Source organism: Microbulbifer mixtoriginis (SeqCode) (genome assembly GCF_052466715.1).
The window spans coordinates 142,622-161,571 of the sequence record NZ_CP174288.1; the positions used below are offsets into that span (position 1 = coordinate 142,622).

The 18,950-nt window shown below is 46.8% G+C and carries 13 protein-coding genes; 1 reads left to right on the forward strand and 12 read right to left on the reverse strand.

Annotation, left to right across the window (positions count from 1 at the left end; all coding sequences use genetic code 11):
• Positions 1-20: 20 nt before the first annotated feature.
• The 7 genes from ACJJH9_RS00910 to ACJJH9_RS00940 form a co-directional block, all read right to left on the reverse strand.
• Entirely contained in the window at positions 21-1,073 is a 1,053-nt protein-coding gene (locus ACJJH9_RS00910) for a Kelch repeat-containing protein (RefSeq protein ID WP_444923983.1), read from the reverse strand.
• A 39-nt stretch (positions 1,074-1,112) separates the two neighbouring features.
• On the reverse strand, positions 1,113-1,580 hold the full coding sequence (locus ACJJH9_RS00915) for a GNAT family N-acetyltransferase (protein WP_444923984.1): 468 nt from the start codon (positions 1,578-1,580) through the stop codon (positions 1,113-1,115).
• Between the two features lie 222 nt (positions 1,581-1,802).
• Positions 1,803-4,496, reverse strand: coding sequence for an aminopeptidase N (gene pepN / locus ACJJH9_RS00920; protein WP_444923985.1), 2,694 nt, complete (start codon positions 4,494-4,496; stop codon positions 1,803-1,805).
• Positions 4,497-4,760: 264 nt separating this feature from the next.
• Positions 4,761-6,101, reverse strand: a complete 1,341-nt coding sequence (gene aptA / locus ACJJH9_RS00925) for an omega-aminotransferase AptA (RefSeq protein ID WP_444923986.1) — start codon at positions 6,099-6,101, stop codon at positions 4,761-4,763.
• Between the two features lie 335 nt (positions 6,102-6,436).
• Complete coding sequence (locus ACJJH9_RS00930) at positions 6,437-7,000, reverse strand: phosphoribosyltransferase (RefSeq protein WP_252083610.1); 564 nt, start codon at positions 6,998-7,000, stop codon at positions 6,437-6,439.
• 11 nt (positions 7,001-7,011) lie between these two features.
• Positions 7,012-8,373 (reverse strand): NCS2 family permease, encoded by a 1,362-nt coding sequence (locus ACJJH9_RS00935; RefSeq protein ID WP_252083609.1) that lies wholly within the window; start codon positions 8,371-8,373, stop codon positions 7,012-7,014.
• 1 nt (position 8,374) lies between these two features.
• On the reverse strand, positions 8,375-9,160 hold the full coding sequence (locus ACJJH9_RS00940; RefSeq protein WP_444887412.1) for an outer membrane protein OmpK: 786 nt from the start codon (positions 9,158-9,160) through the stop codon (positions 8,375-8,377).
• 937 nt (positions 9,161-10,097) lie between these two features.
• On the opposite strand from ACJJH9_RS00940, the gene ACJJH9_RS00945 reads away from it, so the two are divergent.
• Complete coding sequence (locus ACJJH9_RS00945; RefSeq protein WP_444883008.1) at positions 10,098-10,514, forward strand: VOC family protein; 417 nt, start codon at positions 10,098-10,100, stop codon at positions 10,512-10,514.
• A gap of 241 nt (positions 10,515-10,755) precedes the next feature.
• On the opposite strand, the gene ACJJH9_RS00950 is transcribed toward ACJJH9_RS00945, so the two are convergent.
• From ACJJH9_RS00950 to ACJJH9_RS00970, 5 genes are all read right to left on the reverse strand, one after another.
• Positions 10,756-12,291, reverse strand: coding sequence for a cryptochrome/photolyase family protein (locus ACJJH9_RS00950; RefSeq protein ID WP_444923987.1), 1,536 nt, complete (start codon positions 12,289-12,291; stop codon positions 10,756-10,758).
• Positions 12,292-12,772: 481 nt separating this feature from the next.
• Positions 12,773-13,966 (reverse strand): CaiB/BaiF CoA transferase family protein, encoded by a 1,194-nt coding sequence (locus ACJJH9_RS00955; RefSeq protein WP_444923988.1) that lies wholly within the window; start codon positions 13,964-13,966, stop codon positions 12,773-12,775.
• A 242-nt stretch (positions 13,967-14,208) separates the two neighbouring features.
• Positions 14,209-15,357, reverse strand: a complete 1,149-nt coding sequence (locus tag ACJJH9_RS00960) for an acyl-CoA dehydrogenase family protein (RefSeq protein ID WP_444883005.1) — start codon at positions 15,355-15,357, stop codon at positions 14,209-14,211.
• 141 nt (positions 15,358-15,498) lie between these two features.
• Positions 15,499-17,655, reverse strand: a complete 2,157-nt coding sequence (locus tag ACJJH9_RS00965; RefSeq protein ID WP_444923989.1) for a 3-hydroxyacyl-CoA dehydrogenase NAD-binding domain-containing protein — start codon at positions 17,653-17,655, stop codon at positions 15,499-15,501.
• A 9-nt stretch (positions 17,656-17,664) separates the two neighbouring features.
• On the reverse strand, positions 17,665-18,873 hold the full coding sequence (locus ACJJH9_RS00970; protein WP_444889201.1) for an acetyl-CoA C-acetyltransferase: 1,209 nt from the start codon (positions 18,871-18,873) through the stop codon (positions 17,665-17,667).
• Positions 18,874-18,950: the final 77 nt, after the last annotated feature.

Genomic DNA, 18,950 nt, shown 5'->3' on the forward strand with positions numbered 1-18,950 from the left:
GAAAATTACAAATCTAGGGGTTATGGTTTCCAGTTCATTTTTATAGTCGACGCTAAGGTCTCTTGTGGACCAACTTTAGCGGCTCCGCCAATAATATAAATGGAATCGTTAATTGTAACAGCACCGTGTCCATGGCGAGCCATAGGGAGAGAGATTTCTTTTCTCCACTGATCACTAATTGGGTTGTATGACCAGATCGAGTTAAATGCAGAGCCTGTTTTCCAGTAACCGTTGGGGCCAAAGGCTTCTCCACCGGTAACTATTATCTTTCCCTTTAATGGTGTGGCAGTTAGCCCGGCAAGTGATTGGGGTAGCGGTCGTATTTTATTCCACTTGTCCAAACTGGGATCATAGACTTCCGCGTAGGAGAGATTCCTAGCCTTATCATTTCCATTGCTAGCTTGGCGCCCACCAATAGCATAGATTCTATTGTTTAATGTCGCACCTGCTGCGGAATTTCGGCTGATAGTCGCCGGAGCTGCTGTTTCCCAGTTGGCATTGTCTATCAATATATAATGATTTTTCGTATCGCTATTTTTAAGTTGGTCGTTAGGTGTTTTTCCACCGATAACATGGATGCCTTTTGATGTGTTGGCATAGATACTTTCGGCCATGGGAGCGGGTAAGCGGGGCCCAGAGGTCCAGATATCTTCACTGTTGGACAGCTTATAAACAGTAGCCTTGGCCTGCCAAGCATTGTTTTTTACTCCATTGAAACCTCCAATGCCATAAAGATATTTGGAGTTTGCAGCCATACCTAGATGGTGTATAGCTTCTGGAAGTGGTGGACCATCTCGCCAAGTTTTGGTTTGGGGTGAGAATATATAGGTGCGATCTGTAGGGGCTAGACCGTAAAATATGGAATTAGATGATGGAATAAAACCACCTGAAATATAGATTTCTCCAAAGAATACAGAGGGGTATATTTCCTGAATGGCTGTTTTTAAGTCTGGTAGTTTAATGAATCGTGGTTTATGGGCAGATTGCCATGTTCCAGCTTTCCCCTCCATTCCACCTAGTATAAATGGTGCCGCTCCGATAATTTTTAAAAAATCTCTTCTAGAGTAAGGCATATGTTTGTATCTTCCCTTAAATTAAATGGTAAAGCTTGCTTAGAGCCTAAGTTTTTTTGTAAGAAATAGACTGTGTGGATCCTCTCTATAGTTGGAAAATGGCCCGCAGGATTTAAAGCCATTTTGATAGTAAAGTGCTATTGCTGGAGCAAAATTTAACCTGTTACCAGTTTCAAGCTTTACCTCACTGTAACCCCGTCTTCTGGCTTCATTTATTATCTCCTGTAATACTGCTTTAGCGACACCTTTGCGTAGGAAAGATTGGCTGGTTTTCATTGACTTGATTTCTCCCAGAGTAGAGGAGACTTCCTTGAGGGCGCCACAGCCTGCTAGAACGCCATTGATCTTTGCGCTCCAGAAGGTGATTTTGGGATCAACTAACTCTTCTGGTTTGAGGGCGTGCACACTTTCAGGGGGGGAGTGCTGTTGCATTTCTTTTAGGTGCTGCGCCAATAACTCTACGACGGTACCATCTGATAGATCGTCTTTTTGAACCGCTATATACATAGAGATGCCTTTGTTATTTTAAGTATAGATACCATTGAGGTTTAATATATGCAGGTCTAAATTATGTTGGGTAGTAATTGCTTTCATTGATTTATAGGCATTTATCCATTGGAAGGCGAGTTCAATAAATAAGGGCCCATAGGCCCTTATTTATTCTTATAGTATTGATTCTTTTATTTTTTTGTGCACTCTACAGGACATCTATAAAAATAGAATCCGATGTTATCCTTTATTCTTGATGAGTAAAGCTTGCCCCATTTTGATGCATCGTTCACTGGTGTAGAGGTGATTTTTTAATGCTTTAACCAGTGTGGGCTTAAATTGAGGGTTTTCTTCAAGAATGGTGCTTATTTTTTGAGCGCCCTCATTTGAGCACATTAGGGGAAAAATATTGGTATAGCTACTGATTAGCTCTGAGGAATCCTCATTATTAATTTGCTCCAGTGCGTAAAGGATTTTTTCGCTGTTATTATTAAATAGGGAGATTTGTTCATCTTTAAATAGAGAGTAAGAGGCCTTGCGCAGTTCACTCAACTTGAAGTTATCCCTGTGCTGAATTAGGTTTTCTAGCCATTTTTGTTTGATTTCTGGTAAAGGTCTTACTACTTCGGCAGCAATGGCATTCAGTTTTGATCTGTCTGAGCTATCTTTGCTTAGTTCACGGACAATAGCTTGTTCATAATCAGAATATAAATAGCGATTTTGCAGGTGAATTAAATCCCAGCGCATATCCGGATCTAAGTTCAGTCCTTTAACTGAGAGTTCACCCATCAGTAATAGTTTGGCATTGTTGAGCGCACTGTTCGAATGAGCTATTTCGGTAAATAGCTCAAACCAAGTCTTTTGTTGATCGCTGCCTGCAGGTGCCTGCTGTAGCCGCTCCCACACAAAATCCTCCATAGTTTTTAGAATTTTACTACGGCGCTGTTGATCAATAGGAACTTGGTTTAGATAACTATGGACATAATTTAAATAGCGCGCATTGAGTCGAATAGCACTGATATCTTGTTCGACGACACCATTATTAATAACAAAACTGATGTATTCATCAAGGGGGAGCTTTGCATCATAGGCGCTGTCGAATAGGCTTTGCCACAGCATAAGACGGGTGAAAGGATTTTCAATGGCATGGAGGTATTGAGCCATATTTTTCAGTGTGATTGAGTCAAGAGTTACCTTGGCAAAAGCCCAATCTTCCTCGTTAGGATAGAGAATTTGAGGGCAGGATAACCCTTTAGCACTCTCTACTTTGGTTAATGCGTCGCTGTACCTTACCGACAGGGTGGCATAGCGTTTCATAATCCCCTCATCCATACGATAGAAACCGAGCTGAGTGCGTTGTTCGCGTAGCGTCGGGTAATCATCTGGAGCTGTCTGTGTCAGACTAAGGCCGGTAATCCGATCATTTTCACATTCGAAACTTGTTTCAATAGTGTTAAGACCGGCTTGATAAAGCCATTGTTGTTGCCATTCCTCCAGATTGATACTGGCGGCCTTGCCCAGATGATTAATAAAATCATCAAGTGTAGAATTTTTGTAAGAAAACTCTTTCAGGTAACTGCTAACGCCTTGACGAAATTTTTCTTTACCGAGGAAATAGGGTAATTGTTTGAGTATAGAGCCCCCTTTGCCGTAGGTAATACCATCAAAATTACTAAAAGCTTCTTCGGTATTTTTTACTGGTAGCTGGATGGCATGAGTGGTGGGCCTTTGATCGGAGTAATAAGCCCACTGTTTAGTACCAAGATAAAAATTTTCCCAGGCATTGGAAAATTCACTGTTCTCTGCTAAAGATAGGTTGGCCATATAAGTGGCAAAACTTTCATTTAGCCAAAGATCGTCCCACCAGTTCATGGTCACTAGATTGCCAAACCACTGATGTGCCAATTCGTGCGCAATAACATTGGCCAAGCGCATACGCTGGGCCTGGGTTTTTTCTCCACGAGATACGTAGGCATCATTAAAAGTGACTGCTCCCACATTTTCCATGGCGCCCGCATTGAAGTCGGGTACCAGGATCTGATCATACTTATTAAAGGGGTAATCTATTCCAAAATAGGGTTGGAAAAATGCAAAGGACTGCTTGGTGAAGGTAAACCAGTCTTCGGTTTTAACATATTGTGCCTGGCTCTGGCGGGCCATCAGGCGTAGAGGGATACCTTTGGCGTTATCCTCCCAAATATGGTAGGGCCCCGCGTGTAATGAGAATATGTAGGATGAGAACTTTGGAGTTTGTGGAAAAAACCAATGCTTTATTTCACCCTCGTGCTCTACTCTATGTTCCCGCTCCGTACTGATTACTACCCACTCTTTTGGCGCTGTGACATCTAGTGTATAGCGAGCTTTAAGGTTTGGTTGGTCAAAATGTGGGAAAAGGCGGTTGGCGTCATAGGGTTGAAAATCAGTATATAAATAGACTCTACCATCTACAGCGTCTTTAAATCGGTATAGACCCGACCCATTATTTGAATAAGGATGTCGATAATTTATTGTAATTGTATGTTTCTTATTGGGTAGCTGTGTATTATCAATACGAATAAAATGTCCATTGTAACTGAAAGGAGTCTTTTGGTTATCCACCTGTACAGTTTCAACAGTACCTCCAGAGAAATCGACAGTTAGAGGCTGTTGTAAGGGTTTGTTGAATTCAATTTCAGTTACAACTGTGCCGGAAAAACTGTCTCCGTTGCGATCAAGATGAATACTCAGTTGGTAATCTACCTCTGCAATTTGCTGTTTTCTCAGCTTTGCATATTTCTCAGATAGCCCCGCGATCTCCGCTCTTGTTACAGGTTTTGTTGTAGAAGTTTGTGCGGCTTCTGTACTACCTGGCTTTTGCTCACAGGCAGCGAACATGATACTGCACAAGAGAGTGGTAATAAGTCTTAATCTTTTAATCTTGGTTTGGTTGATCATGGTGGTCTCACCGATCGGTTAGTTGTTATTGCTGTGATTCTATATTGGTCCGCAATGTATGCACCGAGAATCTTACTATTGGTGCTATACAATAAATAGATGAAATGGCCCAAATAAAAAGCGGTTAAAGTGGGTTAGTCTTCAAAATTATATCCCATGTAGATTCGGGATTATTTTATTAACAGGGCATGAGTGTTAAGGGGTTGTTCTTATGGGGTGAATTGCTGTTTAGCAAGGGGGGAAGCCGCTAACAGAATAAAAACGCTATTGACCGTTAGCAACTTCAAGAACAGACTCAGCGAGGGCGTTTACCAGTCCATCAATCTCTTCACGGCGTGTAATAAATGGCATGCCCAATTGAATGGTGTCTCCGCTATAGCGAACATAAAAGCCTTTCTCCCACATCTTTAAGGCAATGCGGAATGGGTGTAATAAGGGCTCCCCAGGGGCTCTCTCAATCGTTAGCGCAGCGGCTAGGCCACAGTTGCGGATATCGTAAACCAGAGGCAAGTTGCTCAGCTGATGTATATATTCTTCCAGAAGATAGGCAAGCTCTGCTGAGTGCTTGAAAAGGTTATCTCTCTCTAGAAGTTCTAAGGTAGCAAGTGCTGCTGCACAGGCTACTGGGTGCGCTGAATAAGTGTATCCATGGGGTAGCTCCAACTGGTAGTCGGCTCCTCCTTGCTGCATAAACGTCTCATAGATCGTTTGCTGCACCACCGTGGCTCCCATGGGGATGATTCCGTTAGTGAGTTGCTTGGCGATGTTGATAATATCTGGAACTACGCCAAAAAGCTCTGCACCTGTGGCAGTGCCCAGTCTGCCAAATGCAGTGATTACTTCGTCAAAAATCAGTAGGATTTGGTGTTGCTCGCAAATATCCCTAAGTCGCTGTAGGTAGCCTTCTGGTGGGGGTAAAATACCGGCGGAGCCAGCCATTGGCTCAACGATGACAGCGGCAATATTGCTAGCATCGTGTAGCTCAATAATTTCTAATAGTGATTCGGCAAGGTGTGCCCCATATTCAGGCTGTCCGCGACTAAAGCGATTTTCCGGCAGTAGTGTATGGGGAAGGTGAGCGGTGGAGAGCGCCGGACCATAGATGGCTCGGTTGGCTCCGATGCCGCCGACACTAACTCCACCAAAATTCACTCCGTGATATCCCTTACTTCGACCAATCAGTTTGGTCTTGCTGGCCTGTCCTCTTTTGCGCCAATAGGCACGGGCAATCTTCAGCGAGGTCTCCACTGCTTCAGAGCCGGAATTGGTGAAAAATACCCGATTGAGGCCCTCCGGCATTAAGCGAGTGATTCGTTCCGCCAACTTGAAGGAGCCGGGGTGGCCAAACTGAAAGGAGGGGGCGAAGTCTAGAGTCTCCAACTGCTGGTTAATGGCTTTGGCGATTTCTTTTCGATTATGACCCGCGCCACAGGTCCACAGGCCTGAAAGGCCATCGAATATCTGGCGACCATCAGCGCTGGTGAAATAGCACCCATCAGCGGCTGTAATAATTCGTGGGTCTCGTTTGAACTGCCGGTTACCGGTGTAGGGCATCCAGTGTGCATCGAGTTGTGTTTGGCTGAGCCCTGCAAGTTTGTCGTTCATTTTTATTTTCCGACAATTGGGACAGTTATCTTAGACAATCTTTAAATAGTTCGTTGTTACCACTTGAAGCCCTAAAGATACATTGTGAATTTATTCAAGGCCCTCTTAATTCTGGACCAACTTTTCTATTTAATAAATTGCCTAAAACTAACTTTAGTTGCATAAGTGGGGGCTTTTGAGAAAGGTTTGAAGTATGGGGCTTGATTGTAGCTTGTCGGTTCTAGCGTAGTTTTTAGACCGGAAGAGGTGGAGCGAGAGGAGTCGTAAGGGTACTGACAACTCAACGATAAAGAAGGGGAAGTGCCGGGGACTTGAGTCCCCGGTAACAAAGAGGATCAGACTGCGGTAGCAATCCGGTCAACGTAAGGGGCGAGTTCAGGCTTGTTCTCCAGGATTTCTTCCCGGGTGAGGCCGTCGATCTCATGAGGGAATACCAGCCACTCTTCAGTCTTGTGGATAAAGTAATCCGGCTCGCGCTTCGCTTTGTTGTTTTTCGGCTTGTAGTAAGGCGTTGCAATACGAATCTCTGGCGTGTTCTTTTTACAGGCTGCGCGCAGGTCTTCAATTGTTTGTTCAATACTCAGGCCGGAATCGTGTACATCGTCAACGATCAGCAGGGAGTCGTGGGACTCAAGGCGCTTAATCAGGTAGTTCAGGCCATGCACTCGGACTTTCTTGTCGCGCTCGCCGATACCGAGGTAGGAGGAGGTTCGGATTGCGATATGGTCCGCATCCACACCCATCACATGAAGCAATTCTTGTACCGCGATACCTACCGGAGCGCCGCCACGCCATACACCAACGATGTAATTAGGGCGGAAGCCGCTCTGATAGATTTGTTCGGCAAGCGCGTAGGAATCAATCAGCAGTTGCTGTGCGCTGATAAAATGCTTTTTCATCTGTGTACCCCTCAGAAAAAGGCGAACTTGGCAATAAAGAGAGCCGCTAACACGTAGACACTGATGCTGACGTCTTTACTGCGCCCGCTCAGTGTTTTGATGACTGCGTAGGCAATAAAGCCCAGAGCAATACCGTGAGCGATAGAGAATGATAACGGCATCATTACTGCCGCAATCACCGCCGGAGCGGCTTCGGTGATGTCATCCCAGTCGATGGAAGACAGACCGGAGGTCATCAGGACGCCGACATACAGCAGAGCTCCGGCGGTCGCATAAGCGGGAATCATCCCGATCAGCGGGGAAAAGAAGGTTGCCAGCAAGAACAGACCAGCGCAGACCACTGCAGTCAGACCGGTGCGTCCGCCTGCGGTAATACCCGCGGTGCTCTCAACGTAACAAGTAGTGGTGGACGAACCCAGAACAGAACCGACTACAGAAGCGGAGCTGTCTGCCATCAGGGCTTTGCCCATGCCCGGCAACTTACCGTTTTCATCGAGAAGCTTGGCGCGGTCGGAGACACTCAGCAGAGTGCCGGCAGTATCGAACAGGTCTACGAACAGAAAGGCGAAGATTACACTGATCATACCCACTTCAAATGCCCCGGCGATATCCAGTTCGAGGTAGGTGGGCGCCAGGCTCGGTGGTGCGGAGACCAGGCCGGTGAACTCTACTTTACCAATAGCCAGTGCAATAACGGTAACTGCGAGAATGCCAATCATTACCGAGCCGAGCATACGGCGGTAGGACAAAGCCACAATAATAAAGAAGCCCAGAGCAGCCAGCATAGCTTCAACAGACTTAAGGTCCCCCAGGGTCACCAGGGTGGCGGGGCTGGCAACCACGATCCCTGAGCTCTTCAGGGCGATAATCGCCAGGAACAGTCCAATACCGGCTGCCAGGGACTGCCTCAGGGAGGTGGGAATACTGTCGATTATCCATTCCCGCAACTTAAAGATACTAAGCAGTAGGAACACTACCCCTGATATAAACACTGCACCCAGGGCAACCTGCCAGCTATAGCCCATTTCGCCCACCACTACATAGGCGAAGAAGGCGTTGAGGCCCATTCCCGGCGCCAGTGCGATGGGGTAGTTGGCGTACAGCCCCATAATTAGACAGCCGATCGCAGCAGCAAGACAGGTCGCCATAAACACGGCGCCCTTATCCATACCAGCCGCCGCCAGGATGTTGGGGTTTACAAAAATGATGTAAGCCATGGTCAGGAAAGTGGTTACACCGGCAATCACTTCCCGGCGAACATTTGTCTGACGCTCAGACAGCTTGAACAGCTTTTCCAATAAAGAGGCGTCGCCGCCCGCCTGGGGAATACCAGACCCTGGGGTCGCTGATGTTTGGATATCAGAGGGTTTCATATCAGAAGTGGTACTTTACTAGCAGGTTAACATTGCGCTCGTTGGAGTCGGTATTAAAGGTTCCATCTTTGAACCCAAATTTGTCATTCCAATGCACGTATTCAATACCGGCATACAGGGCTTTCGGCTCACCCCAGTTGGCGCCCACGTCCCATTTGAGCTGGGAAGTGAAATTCATACTTGGGTGTGTATTTTCTGCGGCGCTGGTCCAATCGATAAAACCGTCGTATACGAAGCTGGAGTCTCCCAGGGTAAATGGCATGGCCCAAACCAGGGTCAGCTGCTCGTTGCTGGCCTTGTCATCGTTATCGCGGCGGTAGGCGTTTACTTGGACAAAGGAAAAACCCGGAACTGCAAGGTCGAAACCGAGACCTGTCAGAACGTTGGTGAAATGCGGGCCTGTGGCTGTGAGGTGATCGGGGTCATCCATATTGCCCAGCTCTACAGTGGTTGCCACTAATACGTCGGTTACCGGCCCCCAAGCCAGTTCACGATCGCTGAGCTTCCCCAGGCTCAGACGAGGAGAAATTTCTGAATAGAGCTCCTTTGAACCATCTTCTGAATGCAGATAGTCGGCAAAGATAAACAGGTCTCCCCAGCTGTGGCCACTGGCGTGTTCAAAGGTCACTACAGAGCGCTCGGAATCATCGGTGGTCAGGCTGTAGTTCATTTCATAGTCGCGGCCATACAACAGGCTGAGGCTGTTATCGCTCCAAGTCATTTCTGCTTGGGCAGCTACAGACAACAGGCCGGAGGCCAGTAGTAGCAGGGGCTTGGTTGGTTTCATTGTATTACCTCTGTTACAGCGACAGGCGGAAACCGCACTGGCGGCCGACACTTGGGTCGGCAGTTGGTTAAAAAATAGTCGCGGAATATACCCGAGTTTACCGAGTGTTTTCCAGTATTTTTTTTCAGCAATAGCCTCTAGGTGAGTAGCCTTAAAGCAATGAAGTACTAATAAATTTTTAAAAATAAAAACTAAATACCTTTTAGCGGTTGGGTAAGCCTACAACCGGGAAAAAGGCCTATTGAAGGGCTGGCCTGATTTTTGGTTACCTTGAACCGGTACTTTAAATAAGGAAAGGTTGTGGACCAATACTTGCTGCCTGCAAATAGGGCGCCAGGCGCTACAGGGAGCACTAATAAGGTGCAAGAGTTTGTAAGGCAAAGCGTTGTGGAAAGACCTGAAGGGAACAGTATTAAGCGGAGCTGAGTACACCTTGTGCACGGGTCATCCTACTAGCATGCACCATTGAGGTGCATCGTGAAGATTCTATGTAAGGCTTTCTTTTAATAGTGGGCCCTGATGTAGGAGTGACCTACGAGTGACTTGTGAGTAACTTCGTTATTAATCAGAGTCAGTTCTTCCCAGCAACACATGTGTTAAAGTACTGCACTCAATTAGGAGGATATTTCAAGGCTTGCCGGTTAGTAGTGACCTGATTACGCCTTCTGTTGTTTTTTTGAGCACTTGGTGGGAGAGACTCACGAACCGCCCTATAAATAGGTGCAATATGTGTCTCTCGGGGCTCTGGCAGCTGCCTTGTTATCCGGATGTCATCTGGGAAGCCCTTGATCGGCCCTGGTGGCGTAAATAATAAATTGGGGTCGCTATACCCCGTATGTACCAATTGGTTGCTTGAGAAATCTATCCCCCAGGGTGTTGGCTTGTGATTTATGTCAATCAGCGGGATGAAGAAGAGCGGCCGGGAGTGGGAGGTTTTATGAAATCCAATTGCTTGCACCTTGCAATCCCCGCAGGGGACCTTGAGGTAGCCAAGAAATTTTACTGTGACGTTTTTGGCTGTAAAACTGGAAACAGCGAAGAAGGGCGTTGGGTAGATATCGATTTCTGGGGCAATGAACTTACTTTGCATCAGAGTGAAGAGAAGCTGCCGAACGTACGCCATAAGGTTGATATGGGAGCGGTAGCTGTTCCCCATTTCGGTATTCACCTGCCGGATGCTGAATTCCAAGCCCTGAAAGCTCGTATCGAAGCTGCTGGCCTGGAGTACTTGGATAAGCCATATCGTCGCTTCGTTGGCAGTGAGTACGAACAGGAAACCTTCTTTATCGAAGATCCGAACGGTAATGTGCTGGAAATGAAAACTATGGTGAACCCAGAGCTGATGTTTAAATAGCGCCATGGACCACAGTTAGCACATGTTGAGTTAGCCCGAGATACCATATGTATTGTCTTTTGTATTGTATCTTGGGTTAATTTAAATTTTTTACCTCCTATTATTTTTTTCCTTTCTTTTCCTGCCTTTATTGTTTCGTGTTTTTGAAAACCATTTTATAAGTGAAAGTGCTGCCTGCAGTGTTGATGGTTGCGAGGTTATTTTATTTAAGCCTCTTGGCTGGAGCAGACGAGTGAATTTTCTAATTGCAGCTTAAAGAATTTATGAGACTACTGGCTTGAGCTTGGATATCTTTTTTTTCCTTCGTTGTCAATTTATCTAAGAGGCTGAGCATCATAGACATTCTCGGGTTTTTCTTAAAATAATTGCGCTTTTCTAAGAGAAAATTCCAATAAAGACTATTGAAGGGACATGCATCTTCACCAACTCTCTTCTTTACATCGTATCGGCAGTTATCACAATAGTTGCTCATTTTATTGATATACGAGCCACTGCTTATATAAGGCTTTGTTGCGACCAGTCCGCCATCGGCATATTGACTCATACCGCGAGTGTTCGGTAACTCTACCCACTGAATAGCATCGATATATATCCCTAAATACCATGCATCTACTTGGTCTGGGTCGGTTTGTGTTAAAAGAGCAAAGTTACCAGTTATCATTAAACGCTGAATGTGGTGGGCATAGGCATGCTCAAGGCTGTTTTTGATAGCGCTTTTAAGGCAGTACATATCCGTTTGCGCTGTCCAATAGAAATTGGGCAGCGAATTATGATTTTGTAGTTTGTTGATCTTCGTATAGTTTGGCATCTCTTGCCAATAAATACCGCGCATATACTCCCGCCAGCCAAGAATTTGCCGGACAAACCCTTCTATTTGATTCATATGGATTTCCTTCTTGTTAGAATTCCAATGATCAATAGTGCGATTGATAACTTCACTGGGGGATAGTAATTTGCAGTTAAGAGAAAAACTCAGGCGGCTATGAAAAAGGTAGGCCTCGTTGGGGTCCATCGCATCCTGGTAATCGCCGAAGTGTGGTAAAAGATATTTACAAAAATGGTTAAGGACTTTGAGGCTATCTTCTCTACTTGTTGGCCAGGTAAAATGCTTGGCGTTAATAGAACCAATGGTTTTTATTTTTGCGGCTTGGATACGTTTAAGTGTTTTTTCCACATTCTTTCGAAATAGGTATTGTCGGGGAATTTGAGGGGCTTCACTCCATTTTTTTCGATTCCCTTTATCAAAATTCCACTGGTTTCCTTCAGGATCCCCCTTTTTATCGACAAGTATATTGTTTTCCCTGCGCATATGGCGATAGAAGCTTTCCATTAAGAAAGTTTTCTTTCCCTTAAAGAAATCCTTTAAGTAGTTTCTGGTGGTTAGAAAATGTTCTGTGTCATAGGCTTTATACTCTATCTGCAACTCTTGAACTATTGTATTTAGTTGCTCTTCAAGGCGATACTCATCAGGTAGTTGATATTCAAATCTCTGAATATCTAGCTGGGCAACTATTTGTCGAATATTTTCTTTAAGATTTTGTCGATTTTCTTTGCAGTCAATCTGATAGTAAATGACTTGATGACCATGTAATTTCAGCCACTCGGCAAACGTTTGCATGGATTCAAAAAAGGCAACCACCTTTTGAATATGATGAATGGCGTAATCTGTCTCCTGTCGTATCTCGGCAATATGGTAGAAAATATCTGGATTGCTTGATTTATACCAAGAGTGCTTATGGTTGAGCTGGTCGCCGAGTATTAATCGTAGCGTTTTCAAAAGGAAAGCCTTTTTGGAATACAGTTTTTGTCAAAAGGTTATATTTGGTTAAGAGTAAAGCTACTTGTATGCTTTTCAGGTTTCATAACTTCTAAAGTTTAGTAGTTCATCGCAGATTGAAGTTACGCTTTTACGCCAAAGTCATTGATTTTATGATTATAGTGTACTGTATGTGTTCACTGCTTAGGATTGTTATAGTTGCTTTATTTTGCCTATTGATTGACGCTATTTAAGTTAGAAATAGTATAGGGGGCATAAACCCTAAGAGTCCTTAAAGTTGACCGCTACCATTTACAATTGATCAAAACCTCAAAACCTCAAAACCTCAAAACCTCCGAAGGATGTAAATACGACTTGAATTGTAGGCTTAGCGGTTCTTCAGCGAATACCTTTCACTGCTTTACTTCAAATATCTCTTATGCATCTGAATGTTCGGGCGATTCTGGATCAAGTTATTCCTCTGGCAGTTTTTTGAGTTGGTCTAAACGATAACTTTTTGAGCAATTAGTCGGTCAATGTCCTCAGTGTTAAACCCTATTGAACTCAGTAGGGATCGGCTATCGGCACCCAGTTTGGAGCCTGCTTGGTGTTGTATATTTTTCTTTCCATTAAACTTGAAGGGCGTGTTGATCTGTAGGAGAGGGCTGTCACTTTTGGTCTTTGCGTTTACAACCATTTGCCGCTCTTTGAACAATTTACTTTCTGTTGCTTCACTAAAGTTGAGAACAGGCTCAACGCAGGCGTCGAGATCAGAGAAAATATTAATCCATTCACTCAGCTTATGTTGTTGTATAACCTCGGAGATATCTTGTTTCAAGCTCTCTTGCTGATCGCTCTCTAGTACCCGAACCATCCAATCCGGATGCCCAATTCCTTGAAAGAAAGCTTCGGCAAACTGAGGTTCAAGGCTACCAACGGATAGATAGCGGTCATCGGCTGTACGGTAATAATCATAGTAACTTCCACCGTTAAGCAGTTCCATTTCCACCTTAGGATCTCCACCATTTGCGAGAGCACTGGCTCCGCTTATGGCATTCAAAGCATAGGCACAGTCGGTCATACTGATATCGATATAGCTGCCGCTGCCTGTTTGTTGGCGGTGATACACGGCGGCAAGAATTGCCATGGCTGCATGGTGGGATCCACCGGCAATATCGGCAACTTGCATACCACTCAGATTGGGTCCGCTGCTCTGCCGACCGGAATAGCTGGCGAGCCCTGAGAGTGCAAGATAATTGATATCATGCCCAGCACGCATTTTAAGAGGGCCATCTTGTCCGTATCCGGTGATTGAGCAATAGATAATATCTGTGCGTATATCACTGAGGTCTTCATAGCCAAAACCAAGCTTATCCATGACTCCTGGGCGGAATTGTTCAATAACAATGTCGTATTCAGAGAGTAGTTTTTCAATAATTTTCTTTGCTTCATGGCTTTTTAAATCTAAAGCCAAAGATTTTTTGTTGCGATTAATTGTTGCATGAGCTGCGGAAACGGGATCTTCACTGTCGATCATAGGAGGAAGCCCCCTAAGCATATCCGGACGATTCGGTGACTCTATACGTAGAACCTCCGCACCCATGTCCGCTAATAACATAGTGGCGTATGGACCTGGAAGCAGGGTGGTGAAATCGAGTATACGTAGGCCTTGCAGGGGGGTGATAGATTTATTCATTACTTATTTTATAGATTATTATTTGGAGGTTTACGTAAAGGAATTTTCAGAAGTTAAACATGTAATTAATCTTTTGTATGACAAGTATGAACGAATTGTGTGGAAAAGTTATATTTATTAGTTAATGGCAAATAGAGATTGGTGTAGCTGAAATCGTAAATTGGATCGGCGATTAATTGTTCTCTTATTAATACAGTGGCAGGGTGAACCCGGCGATAGTGTAGACCGCCGGGTTATTGCACTTAGTTATCACGGAGAATTTCACGAGAAATAATGAGTTTCATTATTTCATTCGTTCCTGCATAAATACGTTGTACCCTGGCGTCAGCCCAGGAGCGGGCAATAGGATACTCCCACATATAGCCGAATCCACCATGGAGCTGAACACACTCATCCAGCATCTTACATTGGAAGTCGGTAGCGAGTAATTTGGCTTTTGCTGCAGTGGCTACATCAAGCTTTTTCTCGTAATGGAGTTCCAGGCAACGATCAACAAAGACTCTGAGGGCAGAGAGTTCACTGTCCAGTTCCGCCAGTTTGAACTGTGTATTTTGAAACGCGGCGATCGGTTTTCCAAAGGCTTTGCGGTCTCGTACATAGTCAATAGTCCACCCTAATGCCGCTTCTGCATTGGCAATGGCAAAAATAGCTACACTGAGTCTTTCCTGCGGTAATTCCTGCATTAGGTAGACAAAACCTTGGCCTTCAGCTCCCAGTAAATTCTCCTGGGGTACTCTGACATCATCAAAGAAAAGCTCGGAGGTATCCTGAGCTTTCATGCCGATTTTTTCCAGATTATTGCCTCTTTTGAATCCTTCCGATTTGGCATCAACCAATAACAGGCTTACTCCGGAAGCCCCTTCACTGGGGTCTGTTTTTGCAACAACGATAACCAGATCGGCGTGCTGGCCATTGGTTATAAATGTCTTGGAACCATTGAGTAGATAGTGATCGCCACGCTTGATTGCGGTTGTTTTTACTCCTTGCAGATCGGAACCCGCGCCGGGCTCCGTCATGGCGATGGCCGTTACAATTTCACCGCTGATACATTTAGGTAAGTACTCCTTTTTTTGCTCTTCACTGCCGTAATTAATAATGTAGGGTACGGCAATATTGGAGTGCAGCCCCCAGCCGATGCCAGAAAGACCTGCACGGGCGATTTCCTCATCGATAATAGAGTTATAGCCGTAGTCCAGCCCAAGGCCGCCGTAGGATTCGGAGATTTGAGGGCAGAGAAAGCCCATTTCACCGGCCTTATTCCAAAGAGCACGATCGACCTGCCCATCTTTCTCCCACTGACTGTGAAAGGGGATGGCCTCGTTTTCGAGGAACTTTCGCACGGTATCGCGAAAATGCTCGTGGTCTTCGTTGTAAACGGTTCTCGGTATCATTCTGAACTCCAACATTCGTTTTTATTATCTGGAATTGTAGACTCTTCGCATTTGTGCAATTGCGGGACTGCCCGGCCGTGGCAGCCCCGTTAATTCTGCTGAGTCTTCTCGCTCATCAGCGACTTCGTAGTCTTTATGTGACTAATGGGTATCCTTCAACTCCTCTCTGGACTCGGCGAGTGCTATTAATGTTTCCGGGGGAGAAAACCTGTCCCCGTAGGTTTCGGCAAGTTTTTGGGCGCGCTGTACAAAAGCTTCAACGCCATATTGGTTAATATATTGCAGGGCTCCGCCGGTCCAGGGAGGAAAACCAATACCAAAAATTGAGCCGATATTGGCCTCTCGCACGCTGCGTAGCACTTTTTCTTCGTAGCAGCGCAGTGTCTCTATGGCCATGATAAATAACAGGCGCTCCTTGATATCCTCAACGGGGGGTTGTTTGGCCGCTGGAAACTCTTGCTGCAGGCCTTGCCAAAGGTGTTTTTTACCCCCTTCTGGATAGCTGTAAAAACCGCCACCCGCCAACTTGCCGGCGCGGCCAAGTTCCAGCATATGATCAATTACAGATTCTGCAGGGTGTGTGGGGACACTTTTACCCTCCTTCTGCAGGTCGTTAATTGTCTGTTGGCGAATCTTTCCCATCAAGGTGAGAGAGACCTCATCACTCACAGCTAGAGGCCCTACTGGGAATCCGGCCAGGGATGCGGCATTTTCAATCGTGGCGGGATTTATCCCTTCGCCAAGCATGCCAATTCCCTCATTGGTAAAGCAGCCAAATACTCGAGAGGTGAAGAAGCCTCGGCTATCGTTAACAACAATCGGCGTCTTGCCGATTTGTAAAACGAAGGCGAAAGCCTGGGCCAAAGTCTCTTCACTGGTTTGCTTACCAAAGATGATTTCCACCAGCGGCATTTTGTCTGCCGGGGAGAAAAAATGCAGGCCGATAAAGTTATCTGGCCGAGCAGAGGCCTGAGCCAGGCCGGTAATTGGTAGTGTGGAGGTGTTGGAGGCGAAGACAGCACTGCTATCCAGTTGGGCTTCTGCCTCGCGGGTAACTTCGGCTTTTAACTCTCGGTCCTCGAACACTGCTTCAATGATCAGCTCACAACCGCTCAAGTTGGCGGCATTATCTGTTGGGTGAATATGAGACAGGATAGTCTGTACGTGTGCCTCGTCTGTTCGGCCGCGCTCCAGACGTTTTTGCAGTGCCTTTTCTGCATAGTTTTTACCTTTTAAGGCTGCCTCGGTGGAAATGTCTTTCAGCACAACCTCAATGCCCTTGCTGGCACAGGCATAGGCAATGCCGGCACCCATCATTCCGGCCCCGAGTATGCCGATCTTTTTGATAGCTGTGGTTTTCGATTCGCGTGCGGCTGGTGGGAGAGAGGTGCCGGCCTTCAGCGCGTTAAGAGCAAACCAGAAGGTGCCGATCATATTTTTTGCTACTTGACCGCAAGTGAGGTCGACAAAGTAACGCGATTCGATACGCGTGGCGGTGTCGAAATCCACTTGGGCGCCCTCGATAACCGTCGCCAGTATCGCTTCAGGAGCGGGCATACAGCCGTGGGTTTTCTTTTCCAGCATGGCGGGGGCAATCATCAACAGCTGGGCATTTTTAGGATTTTTGGCGTCACCGCCGGGCATACGGTAACCGGGCTGGTCCCAGGGCTGTAGGCTCTGTTGTTCACCGTTGCTGAGGATATGGTCCCGAGCCTTATTGAGCAGCTCTCCGGCATTTTGGGCTGTCTCATGGATTAAACCACTTGCCAATGCTTGCTTGGCTTTTACCTGCTTACCTTCCAGCAGGAAGGGCAGTGCATTTTGAATACCTAGCAAGCGGGGCATACGTACACAGCCTCCACCACCAGGCAGCAGCCCAAGGGTGACTTCCGGTAGCCCTATTTTTACTGAGTTCTCTTCCAAGGCGATCCTATGATGGCAGCTGAGGGCAATTTCCCAGCCGCCGCCGAGAGCGGCACCATTGATTGCCGCTACAACAGGTTTGCCCTGAGTTTCTAGCCAGCGCAAGTTTCCCTTAAGGGCCTCACAAGAGTTAAAAAACTCCTGAGCCTCACTTTTCTTTGCGGCATAGAGGGACTTGAGATCGCCGCCGGCGAAAAATGTTTTTTTAGTGGAGCGAACAATAATCCCCGCATAGTCCCACTGTTTTATCTCCTCCACCGCGGCCTGTAGTGAGTCTGTAAAATCCCGATCCATTACATTGGCGGAGGCATTGGGGTTGTCCATAATCAGGTGGACAATGTTATCGCTGTCTCTTTCCAAGCGTATAGATTTCATATTTTCCCCCTAGACTCTTTCGATAATAGTTGCCACGCCCATACCGCCACCTACACATAGAGTGACCAAGCCATAGCGCAACTGACGTTGCTCTAATTCATCAAGCACGGTGCCAATTAACATGGCACCAGTGGCGCCGAGAGGATGACCCATAGCGATAGCGCCGCCGTTGACATTGATCTTCTGCGGGTCAATATCCAATTCATGTTGGAAGCGCAGCACTACTGCAGCGAAGGCTTCGTTGACTTCGTACAGGTCTATGTCATGGGCGCTTAGGCCCGCAGCCCTGAGGGCTTTGCGAGCGGAGGGAGCGGGTCCAGTCAGCATGATGGTGGGCTCGGTGCCGACGACTGCGGCGGAGACGATACGTGCCCGGGGTGTCAGGCCCAGGTCTTTTCCGGCCTGCTCACTGCCGATAAGAATGGCGGCGGCGCCGTCCACAATGCCTGAGGAGTTTCCTGCGGTATGTACGTGTTCGATAGCTTCCACCTGGGGGTAGCGGGAAATCGCTACGCTATCGAAGCAGAGGTCGCCCATGGCGGTAAAAGATGGGGAGAGATTGGCAAGCCCCTCCATGGAGGTTTCTGGGCGCACCAACTGATCGCGATCGAGAAGTAACAGGCCGTTCTGGTCCCGCACGGGGATTACGGATTTGTTGAAGGCACCACGTTGCCAGGCACTTGCAGCCTTGCGCTGGGATTGCAGAGCAAAGTTATCCACATCTTCCCTGGAAAAGCCCCCCAGCGTGGCAATTAGGTCGGCTCCGATGCCCTGGGGCGCGAAGCCTGTTTCTATGGCGGTTTGTGGGTCCATAGCCCAGGCACCGCCGTCACTGCCCATGGGCACCCGCGACATAGACTCAACGCCACCGGCCACTACAAGCTGTTCCCAGCCAGAGCGGACCTTGGCGGCGGCTAAATTAACAGCTTCGGCACCGGAGGCACAAAAACGGTTTAAGGTGACGCCGCCAATATCCCAGTCCCAACCGGCACCGAGTGTGGCGACCTTGGCGATGTCAGCGCCCTGCTCACCGACAGGTGTTACGCACCCCATTACCACATCATCGACCCTGGTCGTATCCAGTTGGCTGCGCTGTTGCAATTCGCGCAGCAGGTTGGAGAGCAGGGTGATGGGTTTGACTTCGTGCAGCGCGCCGCTGGGTTTTCCTTTGCCACGCGGGGTGCGGATCGCATCGTAGATATAGGCTTCACTGGGCACGGTTATGGCCTCTTTATTTTTGATTGTGGGTACAACCATAGTTGTGTGGGGTTTCGGCGCAATGATGAAAGACGCCA

What these genes read in the sequence shown, in the direction of transcription:
- ACJJH9_RS00915 (WP_444923984.1), bottom strand. Translation starts at nt 1,580, where the DNA reads ATGTATATAGCGGTTCAAAAAGACGATCTATCAGATGGTACCGTCGTA.
- ACJJH9_RS00935 (WP_252083609.1), bottom strand. Translation starts at nt 8,373, where the DNA reads ATGAAACCCTCTGATATCCAAACATCAGCGACCCCAGGGTCTGGTATT.
- ACJJH9_RS00940 (WP_444887412.1), bottom strand. Translation starts at nt 9,160, where the DNA reads ATGAAACCAACCAAGCCCCTGCTACTACTGGCCTCCGGCCTGTTGTCT.
- pepN (WP_444923985.1), bottom strand. Translation starts at nt 4,496, where the DNA reads ATGATCAACCAAACCAAGATTAAAAGATTAAGACTTATTACCACTCTC.
- ACJJH9_RS00955 (WP_444923988.1), bottom strand. Translation starts at nt 13,966, where the DNA reads ATGAATAAATCTATCACCCCCCTGCAAGGCCTACGTATACTCGATTTC.
- ACJJH9_RS00930 (WP_252083610.1), bottom strand. Translation starts at nt 7,000, where the DNA reads ATGAAAAAGCATTTTATCAGCGCACAGCAACTGCTGATTGATTCCTAC.
- ACJJH9_RS00960 (WP_444883005.1), bottom strand. Translation starts at nt 15,357, where the DNA reads ATGATACCGAGAACCGTTTACAACGAAGACCACGAGCATTTTCGCGAT.
- aptA (WP_444923986.1), bottom strand. Translation starts at nt 6,101, where the DNA reads ATGAACGACAAACTTGCAGGGCTCAGCCAAACACAACTCGATGCACAC.
- ACJJH9_RS00945 (WP_444883008.1), top strand. Translation starts at nt 10,098, where the DNA reads ATGAAATCCAATTGCTTGCACCTTGCAATCCCCGCAGGGGACCTTGAG.
- ACJJH9_RS00910 (WP_444923983.1), bottom strand. Translation starts at nt 1,073, where the DNA reads ATGCCTTACTCTAGAAGAGATTTTTTAAAAATTATCGGAGCGGCACCA.
- ACJJH9_RS00965 (WP_444923989.1), bottom strand. Translation starts at nt 17,655, where the DNA reads ATGAAATCTATACGCTTGGAAAGAGACAGCGATAACATTGTCCACCTG.